The organism is Empedobacter falsenii, from assembly GCF_019308355.1.
GTDB lineage: Bacteria > Bacteroidota > Bacteroidia > Flavobacteriales > Weeksellaceae > Empedobacter > Empedobacter falsenii_B.
The window spans coordinates 1-10,236 of the sequence record NZ_JAAGKM010000062.1 but is presented as its reverse complement, the minus strand read 5'-3'; the positions used below and the strand labels follow the sequence as shown (position 1 = coordinate 10,236).

Sequence of the window (10,236 nt, the reverse complement as noted above, 5' to 3'; positions counted from 1 at the left end):
ATTGAAATATGGTAAGGTCAAAAATCCTAATGATTTTCCTACATTTCAAATTAATCAAAATAATAATACAATAATATTAAATAAAAACTCTACTTTTAAGTGTTCTTAACAAGGGGAAGATTACACCCAAATAAATATCTGACCATAATAAGGAAATATTCAAAATTATATTTATCATCATTTTTAGAGAAGATAACAATTGAATCAGAGAAGTTAACGATATACACTTCAGTATCACTATAGCATCCATCAAGATGAGTACTATAATTTGTTTTTTCTATACTTTTTTTGAATTTGTTAATAGAGGTTAATCTAGAATAAATTTCATCATGAGTATTTCTCATAATACTATCTTTGAAACCTAATATATCTAAAAAAGCTACAAAACGAAAATCAGTTGTTTTCCAATTTGTTTTTATTGTATTAGTCATTAAATCTTGATTTTATTTACTTTTAAAATAGTTAATAATATTTTTTTTTACACTCAAATATACCAAAAAATCACAATCAAACCCCTTATTGTAAAACTACAATCCTACAAATTTTCTCCCACTTTTGCTCGTGTTTTCTTTTACTAATTGTCAAAAAAGAATATATAAATAACGTTGCATAACCCAAAAAGCTCCTGAGAGGAGCTTTTTTTGTGGAGTATATACTATTTTAAAAACTAAGGTTTTCACTACTTCGCATTCTACGTAAGCATAAAAAAAAGCAGTAATCATATAAAATACTGCTTATATAGCTTAAAACTAAACTTCGATAACTCCATAAGAATTAAAAGCTAACTTCGGTTCCGTTCAACAGGCTTCCATCTCATGCCCTCTGGGCAAGACGAAAGCTTAGTTATTGTGCGACGTTTTTATTCTAAACAGATGTGTTTTAACTTACCCGAGTCCTCGGTTGATTATAAACAGGTGTGTTTTACCTTATCCGAGTCCTTGGTTGATAACAAAGAAATTTATTTTTAACTATAATTAGTGAGTTTTAGACGAATTAAAACGTTTATTTTTGGCGTAATATTAATTGAGACTTTCTAAAAAATGAAAAAACTATTTTTATTGACAACATTCTTTATGGTGTCAGCACTTTTTGCTCAACAAGCGACTAATACGTTAGAAGGCGTTTTTACAACAAAAGCAAAAGATGAATTATATAATCCATTGAAATTTGATGGAAAAGGAAGAGTAACAATCGGTGAATTTGATGAGGTTGGTTACGAATTTACAGAACGCAATGATTCGGTTATAATATTTGTCGAAAAAACGGTTTTTATCTTCAAAAAAGAGAAAAATCAATTAAAAGGAATTTCAGATTGGGTGGATAAAAAAGTGTATAAATCAAATTTGAAATCTTTCGAAAATAAACCTCAATCAGATTCTAAATTAGCACAACGTGCAAATTGGATGGCTCAGAATTATGATATCAATTTTAAAAATAATGCAAGCTATTTATTTGATTTTGATGAAGAAAGTTTAATTAAAAAATTAAAAGAAAATGAAGCTGCAAATGCAAAATTGTGTAAAGAAGGTTTTGATGAAAGTTGTAAAGTAGTTTTTGCCTATAAATTTGCTGAACAATCTGGTGGTGTTTTCGAGACATTAAGTGCAACAGAAGAGTTGAAATTAAAACCTAATAAAGAGTTACAGCAATTGGCCCAACGTGTATTAGATTTAGGAAATCCAGATGGATACGGATTATTTTATACGTATTACTATTTTACAGGAGAAAAGGAAAAAGCGGAAGAGTTTTTACAAAAAGGATTAGATTTAGGATCTAAGTATTGTACAGAGATTTCATTAAATTCAGCTTTAAGTGAATTTGGAGAAGGCTTACAATCGGAAGTAGAAGAATCAGAAGATTAATTCGAACAAATTATCATATAAAATAAAAGCTCAACATTAGTTGAGCTTTTTGTTATTTAGTCAATAAATATTTTGCAACAGCATGATAAGCTGGTAACGAATACGGGTCGTTCGCACTATTCGATGCAACCGGATTGGAAGCAAATCGCACAATAACCATTTCCGCTTTTGGATCAACATAAATCGCTTGACCATGAACGCCACGCGCCATAAATGCTTGATGCTCATTATTCGTTACCCACCACATATCTTTGTAGCTCCAGCCTTTTAGAAGTTTATAATTTGCCTTTTCAAAAGCTTTTTGATTTCCTCCTTTTTTGATTTCCTCAACCAATTTTTTAGGCAAAATTTGATGATTATTAAAGTAACCATTGTTTCTTATCATTTCTCCAAACATCGCTAAATCTCGAAGGTTTGCATTAAAACCACCTCCTGCAAAAGCAATTCCAGCACCATCAATCTGGTAATATCCATCAAAGTTTGTTCCCAATGGTTCCCAAAATTTTTCAGATAGAATTTGAGCCAAAGGTTTATTCAATACTTTTGTAATAATCCAACCCATCACATCAGTATTCACCGTTTTATAACCAAAAGCTTCACCATGTTTACCATTTTTCTTGACTGTTTTCAAATAATCATAATAATTTGTAGGTCCATTATAATTAGCAGGTTTAGGAAAAGGATTTCCAGCAGCCGAAAAAGCCCACACTTCAGCATTCGGATCGCTGTAATCTTCACTATATTGCAAAGCAGTTGTCATATCCAAAACTTGACGAATCGTAGCATCACCAAAAGCTGAGGTTTTCAATTCAGGAATATAATCACTACATTTTTTATTCTCATCTAGAATACCTTCGGCAACTAACATTCCGCCTAAAGTTCCTGTCAAGGTTTTACTCACAGACATCAAGGCATGAGTTCCATTTTTGTTTAGTTCTCCAAAGTAATTCTCATAAACAATAGCACCTTTGTGTAAAACAATAATTCCATCGGTATAATTTTTTTGCAAAGATTCTTTCCATGTCATAGTTTTTTTACTTTCTAAAGGAGTGAAAGTCACATTATCAATGGATTGATCCAATTTAGTTTTCCAAGTATATCTGTTTTCTTGTGCCGAAGCGACATTTACAGTTGGGAAAAATTCGCGCATATGACAAACGCTATATCGTAAAGCTGGAAAGTTAAAAAAGCTACCATCTATAGCGGACAAAATATCTTCTTTTGCAGGTGGAAACCCTTTTATCCAATTAAAATTCTTTGGATCCGATTGTTCTGCAGTCAAAAATTGTTGTCCATAACTCATTTGCGTCATCACTAAAATTAAACAAACTAATATTTTTTTCATAGTTGTACTATCTATTTGGTTGATAAATGAAGTAGAGGAGAAGCTTGCTTCTCAAATTTACGAAAACCATTTTAAACTTTATTTTATTAAAAATCGGTGAATTCGAAAGAATAATAAGGTCAAATAACAAGACGAATTCACCGACAAGTTTTGAAGTATTCGATTGATTAGATCTCAACTTCTCGTTCAGAATTTGTGCAATTACTATGAACGATATAATCGATTAGTTTTCCGTTTTCAAAACACAACATTAAATCTTCTTCATAAATTGATGTATGTGTCAATTGGTTAAATTGTAATAATTTTCCTTGTGAGATTTTAATGATTCCAGAATACCAGCTCGCAAAAACTTCTTCTCTTCTCGGAAACAAATAATTCAATTCAACTTCATCCAAACCATCCAAATATCCTCTGAAATTAATCAAAAACAATTCGTCATTTCTCAATTCCCATTTCCCATAATATCCTCTCCAGCATGTTGGCGAAGGTGGAGTAAAATAAGGTGGATGATTTAATTCTCTAAAATAATGATGTAATGGTTGTTCGGCTATAATATATTGTTGGTTGTCGATTAATAAAATTTCTCCTATTTGCGCGATCATTTTTTCTTATGGTTTATTCAAATGTAAAATAGCCATTCGAATAAATGAAAAATCAATAGTGCTAATTTATCAAAATAATAAAAATTGACCGACTAAAATAAATAGTTGAAAATTATTTTGTCTTTAAATGATAAATTCGTATTTATTATTTATTTAAGAGTTATTCTTTCACCTTGTTGAGGGAAAATATAATTGATGTTATATGGATTATCTTTTAACAATTCGTCTTTAATTTTTTGCTCATAATCATCTTTTGGCTTGATATGAGTAACGATAATTGTTAAACCTTTCAACCTACTTTTTCCAACTTCTTTCGCTAATTCGCCTAATTCTTCGTTCATTAATTTTGGGGTTAAATGACCAAATAATAATTTTTCGGGTTGAGAATTCGGAAAAGAAACTTCTAACATCATTGTTTTTAATTTTCCTGATTTAATTTTAGGTGAAATTGCTTTCCAAATAGTTGATAAGTTTTGAGTTTTTTCGATACGATCAGCTCCTGTATCACCAAAATATAAGACTGCATTTGAACCATTTTCGACTAATATTGCTGAACTTTTTAAAGGGTTTACATGACTCAATTCGTAAATAGTTCCTGTGAAATTAGTACCTTCTATTGTGAAAGGTATTCCTATTTCTGCGTATTTGTAGTAATATTTATTCAAAATTGGCGATTCACCTTCATTGGCAAAATTTGCCCAAGCATCATTGGTAAAATATTTATTTTTTAAAACTGAAATTGTTTCAGAAATACCATAAATAGGCTTGTTAGAATCTTCTGGAGAATTAATAATCATCCCAGAAAGATGATCCAAATGTCCATGTGAAATAAAATATCCTTTGATATAGTTTTTCAGAATTTTATTGTTTTGTTCTTCAAAAGTACCTTTCTCTATTGCTTTATTGATTCCAGAAAGAATTGTTCCTGCATCCAATGCTAAATAGCTGTTTGTTGTTTCTTCACCAATCAAATAAGATGAAAGATTGCTTTCATTGCTACCTCCATAAACACCAAGTGGAACAATCTGAATATTTTGTGCTGATGCAATCATCGAAATTCCGAATCCAATACTTAATAGATATTTTTTCATAAAAAGAATTTTAACAAAAATACAACTGAAAAGTATTATTAAACTAAAATATCCCCATAGTTTCTAAAAACTTTAGTATTTTCACATTTCTTTAAAAATTAACGCATAAAAATTAGTTAGAATGAAATCGAAATTATCTACTAAAATATTGAAAAATTATGCGACTCAACTGATGATGAAAAAAGCAATGTATGCAGCTGCAATTGCTTTATTGGCAACGAATGTTGATGCGCAAAAGAAACCTCTTGATTTGACTGTTTTTGATGAATGGCAATCAATCGGAATGAAAGAATTATCAAATAATGGTTCGTGGGTTGCTTATCAAGTATATGCACAAGAAAGCGATAATACATTGAACTTTTTTGGTTTGAAAACAGATAAAAATCTAAGTTTTCATCGTGGTGAACAAAGTGTTTTTACAGCAGATTCTAAATTTGCCGTTTTTAAAATTCGACCTTTTTACAAAGATTTGAAATTGGTTCGAATCAAAAAGAAAAAGGAACATGAAATTGCTAAAGATTCAATCGGAATATTAAATCTTGCAACAAATCAAGTCGAGAAATTACCAAATATAAAATCATTCAAAACACCGAAAAAAGGAGGTTCTCTTTTAGCTTATTTATTAGAAAAAGAAGAAACGAAGAATGATAAAAAAGACAAGTCAGATTCTACAAAAACGAAGGATAAAGTTGCAAAATCAGCTGGAAAAGATAAGAAAGATACGCCGTTAGAATTGGTGTTGAGAAATTTGATTTCAGGTCAGAGAAAATCATTCAAAAATGTGATGAATTATGAGTTTAGCGAGAATGGTAAGCAATTAATTTTTTCGACTAAACAAGAGAAAAAAGATAGTTTAGATAAAACTAAATATGGTGTTTTCTTAGTGAATACAGCAACGTTTGTTCAAAAACAATTGGTAGATACAATTGGTGATTTTAAACAATTTGCGTTTGATGAATTAGCAAATAAAGTCGCTTTTGTTGGAACTTCTGACGAAGAGAAAAAGGAAAATAAAACATATTATTTATATTATTCTACAACAAATAATCCGCAACAAATCAGGAAATCTGAATTGTTAGGATTGAAAAAAGATTGGCAAGTTTCAGAAAATCGTCAACCAAAATTTAGCAAAGATGGAAATTCTTTGTTCATTGGTTTGATGCCGAAATTAGCAGAAAAAGACACAACTTTGATTGCTGATGATCATGCAAAAGTGGATGTTTGGAGTTACAAAGACGATTTTATTCAACCACAACAATTGAAGAATCTTGAGCGAGAGAAAAAACGTTCGTACCTATCTGTGATTGATTTATCGAATCCTGTAAAAGTGACACAATTAGCGGATTTGGATATGAATCAAGTCGAGATTTTGAACGAAGGAAATTCAAATTTTGCTTTAGGAACTTCTGATAATGCCTATCGATTAAGCTTGAATTGGGATGTAACAGGTCGTAAAGATTATTATATCATTAATACGAAAACGGGAGAGCGTGAATTATTTGCAAAAGCTTTGGCTGGAAAAGTGGAAATGTCGCCGAATGGAAAATTTGCTGTTTTTTATAATGCCGAAAATGGATTATGGTCGAGCTATAATATCGAAACAAAGGAAACAAAAGTTCTGAATAAAAAGCTGAAAGTGAAATTTTATGACGAAGAAAATGATTCACCAACTTTAGCGCAAGAATATGGAGTTGCCTATTTTACTGATAATGACGAAACGGTTTTAATCAAAGATCGATATGATATTTGGGAGTTTGATTTGGTTGGAAAACGTCGTCCAGAAAATATGACAAATGGTTTCGGTCGTAAACATAATATTACGTTTGATATCAATCAATTAAATGATGATATTAAAACAATTAATCGAGATAATTTAGTTTATTTAGGTGCTTTTAATAATCAGAATAAACAATCAGGGGTTTATCAAACAATCATTTCGAAAGCAAAAAATCCTGAAGAAGTTGTCATGTCGAATACTTGGGGAACGCAAAAAATGAAGAAAGCGTTGAATGCCAACGAATTTATTTATACAAAAGAATCGTTCCGAAATTCGCCTGATGTTTATGTTTCAACAAATTTTAAAGATGAGAAAAAGATATCTGCAATCAATCCGCAACAAAAAGATTATTTATGGGGGAATGGTGAGTTGGTAACGTGGAAAACGTATTCAGGTAAAGATGCAACAGGAGTTGTGTATAAACCAGAGAATTTTGATCCAAATAAAAAATATCCGATGATTGTTTACTTCTACGAAAAACTTTCGGATAATTTGAATCGTTATCAAGCGCCTGCGCCAACGCCTTCTCGTATTAATCACACATATTTTGTAAGTAACGATTACATTGTGTTTACACCAGATATTTCATATACAATTGGTCATCCTGGTAAATCTGCCGAAGATTATATCAATTCTGGAGTAGAAGCGTTGAAGAAAAATACGTGGGTAAATGGAAGTAAAATCGCTATACAAGGACAAAGTTGGGGAGGTTACCAAGTTGCACATTTGATCACTGCAACCAATATGTATGCTGCTGCTTGGACGGGTGCGCCTGTTGTTAATATGACTTCTGCTTATGGTGGAATTCGTTGGGGGACGGGTATGAGTCGTCAATTTCAGTACGAACAAACGCAAAGTAGAATCGGTAAAACCTTGTGGGAAGCGCCGGAATTATATATCGAAAATTCGCCTTTGTTTAATATGCCAAAAGTTACGACGCCAGTTGTAATCATGCATAACGACGAAGACGGTGCTGTTCCTTGGTATCAAGGAATTGAAATGTTTATGGCATTGCGTCGTTTACAAAAACCAGTTTGGATGTTAAATTATAACGGAGATGATCATAACTTGATAAAACGTGCGAATAAAAATGATATTCAACAACGACAAGTTCAATTTTTTGATCATTATCTGAAAGATAAACCTGCTCCGAAATGGATGACAGAAGGTGTTCCTGCAATTAATAAAGGTATTGATTGGGGATTTGATCTAGAGAAATAATTATAGTAAATATTTAAAAGCGACCAATTTGGTCGCTTTTTTTGTCAAAAGAATTTCTTACAACACAATTATATTGTTAAATTTACATTTCATGTATAATTAACTTCTTGAAAAAGTTTTAATTTAGAGGGATAATTGCACTGAATATGAATACTAATAATCGACAAATTGTTTATATCCATGGACTAAATAGTTCGGCAAATTCAACCAAATTCAAAACTATTCTAAAAAATTATCCTTCAGCTATTTGTATTGAATGGAAAACGGAGGACAATATTGCAACTATTTTATTTGAAGCTTACGAACATTTAAAAGGTTTGGTAAATGATTTGGCAATTATAGGAAGTTCTACTGGAGGGAATTTTGGTTGGCAATTGCAACAAAAATTAAAGGAAAATGGAAAATCGAGTGAATTAATTTTGTTAAATCCTTTGGTTGATGTGTCGATGAAAGTCGAAAATAATTTTCCAGAAAATCTTTCGCAATATTTAGTGGATATGAATCGTTTCGAAAATACAACGGTTTTTCTTTCTGTACATGACGAAGTTTTGGATTTTGAAAAACTAAAAACTTTCTTTGAAATTCAACAAAATATCTTTCCACAACAAATCGAAATCATAGAAATTGATGACAATCATCGAATACGTAACTTCGAGTCATTGTTAACGTTAATTTAATTTACGCATTACAATTATTTAATTTTATTAACTGCATTTTTGCACACGAATCAAGAAATAAATAAACATGAGGCAATTTTTAATATTAATACTTATTGTATTTTCAATCAGTTCGTATGCGCAAGTAAAAGATTCTACAGAATCTAAAAAGAAAACTGTACAGGATTTTAAGAATATGATGTCGCCTTATTACAGCTATGGTAACGGATTGGGAATTACTTCTCCAGATAGTCTTTATCAGGTCAATATTAGATTTCGTATGCAAAATCGCATTAGTTATAATCATAATGATGGAGAAGAAGATAATATTGATGGACAAATTCGTCGTTTAAGATTGCGTTTTGATGGATATATCGGAGATCCAAAATTTGGTTATTCGATGCAATTATCTTTTGCAGCAGGTGATGTAGGAAAAGCAGAAGAGGGTAAGAATACAAATATTATTCGTGATGCGATGATTTTCTATTACCCAAATAAACATTGGAGTTTAGGATTTGGTCAAACAAAACTTCCAGGAAATAGACAACGTGTTAATTCTTCTGGAGCATTACAATTAACGGATCGATCTATCAATAATGCAGATTTTAATATCGATCGCGATTTTGGATTTCAAGTCTTATACAATAAAAGAAATCAAGAAAAATTCTCTTATATTTTGAGAGGAGCTATTTCTACTGGTGAAGGGCGAAATTGGACAAGTTTTAAGGATACTGGTTTAGCTTATACAGGAAAAGTTGAGTTGTTTCCACTTGGAGAATTTACAAAAGGTGGAAGTAATTATGAAGGTGATTTAGTTCACGAACAAACACCAAAATTGATGATTTCGGGAGCTTATAGTTACAATGATAGAGCACATAGAACAGCAGGAATGTTAGGAGATGATATTGTAGGTGGAGGAACAGCTAATATAAAATCATTGTTTTTGGATGCGATGTTAAAATATCGTGGATGGAATTTGATGTATTCTTATATGAATCGTAATTCTGATAATGTGTTATTTTATAACCCTACAGATATTTCTGATTTTAATTATATCTATAATGGAGAAGGAATGGATTTTCAAGGTTCATACACATTCCCGAAACACTGGGAGGTGATAGGACGTTATTCAACTCAAACAGTAGATAAAGAAATTTTTGAGTTTACACCGAATACAAATCAATACACATTAGGTTTGACAAAATATATTTGGGAACATGCTTTCAAATTACAAGCAGAATTTACGTATGAACAACAAAAATTCTATAATTTAGAAAAGAAAAACAACTGGTACGCGCGTTTTCAGATAGAAATTGGGATTTAAGATATCTTATTGTAAATTAAATATTTTAGAATAAAATAAAGGTTTGATATTTGATAATATTTAATAAATTTGCAGTCAAATATCAACCTATGCAATCCAATAAAAAAAGAAAAAGTTTAAACCGAAATGTAGAGTTCGGAACTAAAAAAGTGCAATTTAAAGATGTAATTATTGTCGCAATATTAATCTTCGTAATTGTTTTAGCAATTTTGAAATTTATAAATTAATTATAAAAGACACTGTACCAAAAACTGTGTAAGTATAAAATTCTGCTTGGGTTAAAATCGAGCAGAATTTTTTTTATACATTTAATATTTACATATTTATGGAAACAAAAGACCTATTTCCGGATGATTTT

Annotated in this window: 8 protein-coding genes; 4 read left to right on the top strand and 4 right to left on the bottom strand. The window is 30.7% G+C overall.

What is annotated here, in order from left to right; translation table 11 throughout:
* Window positions 1-95: 95 nt before the first annotated feature.
* Window positions 96-431, bottom strand: coding sequence for a hypothetical protein (locus tag G0Q09_RS14060; RefSeq protein WP_219035349.1), 336 nt, complete (start codon window positions 429-431; stop codon window positions 96-98).
* A gap of 609 nt (window positions 432-1,040) precedes the next feature.
* Between G0Q09_RS14060 and G0Q09_RS14055 the strand changes: the two genes are divergently transcribed.
* Complete coding sequence (locus tag G0Q09_RS14055; RefSeq protein ID WP_125350542.1) at window positions 1,041-1,862, top strand: hypothetical protein; 822 nt, start codon at window positions 1,041-1,043, stop codon at window positions 1,860-1,862.
* A 52-nt stretch (window positions 1,863-1,914) separates the two neighbouring features.
* On the opposite strand, the gene G0Q09_RS14050 is transcribed toward G0Q09_RS14055, so the two are convergent.
* The 3 genes from G0Q09_RS14050 to G0Q09_RS14040 form a co-directional block, all read right to left on the bottom strand.
* Window positions 1,915-3,207 carry a serine hydrolase domain-containing protein gene (locus tag G0Q09_RS14050; RefSeq protein ID WP_114999787.1) on the bottom strand — a complete coding sequence of 431 codons (1,293 nt, stop codon included), beginning with the start codon at window positions 3,205-3,207 and terminating at the stop codon, window positions 1,915-1,917.
* A gap of 167 nt (window positions 3,208-3,374) precedes the next feature.
* Window positions 3,375-3,809 (bottom strand): hypothetical protein, encoded by a 435-nt coding sequence (locus G0Q09_RS14045; protein ID WP_219035348.1) that lies wholly within the window; start codon window positions 3,807-3,809, stop codon window positions 3,375-3,377.
* Between the two features lie 149 nt (window positions 3,810-3,958).
* A complete protein-coding gene (locus G0Q09_RS14040; protein ID WP_219035347.1) occupies window positions 3,959-4,900 on the bottom strand; it encodes an MBL fold metallo-hydrolase in 942 nt (313 codons plus the stop codon).
* Between the two features lie 121 nt (window positions 4,901-5,021).
* Between G0Q09_RS14040 and G0Q09_RS14035 the strand changes: the two genes are divergently transcribed.
* From G0Q09_RS14035 to G0Q09_RS14025, 3 genes are all read left to right on the top strand, one after another.
* A complete protein-coding gene (locus G0Q09_RS14035; protein ID WP_219035346.1) occupies window positions 5,022-7,898 on the top strand; it encodes an alpha/beta hydrolase family protein in 2,877 nt (958 codons plus the stop codon).
* 146 nt (window positions 7,899-8,044) lie between these two features.
* The gene (locus tag G0Q09_RS14030; RefSeq protein WP_219035345.1) at window positions 8,045-8,575 is read left to right on the top strand and encodes a YqiA/YcfP family alpha/beta fold hydrolase; all 531 of its coding nucleotides are present in this window, start codon (window positions 8,045-8,047) and stop codon (window positions 8,573-8,575) included.
* Between the two features lie 67 nt (window positions 8,576-8,642).
* Window positions 8,643-9,878 carry a porin gene (locus tag G0Q09_RS14025; protein ID WP_125350442.1) on the top strand — a complete coding sequence of 412 codons (1,236 nt, stop codon included), beginning with the start codon at window positions 8,643-8,645 and terminating at the stop codon, window positions 9,876-9,878.
* The last annotated feature ends 358 nt before the right edge of the window (window positions 9,879-10,236 follow it).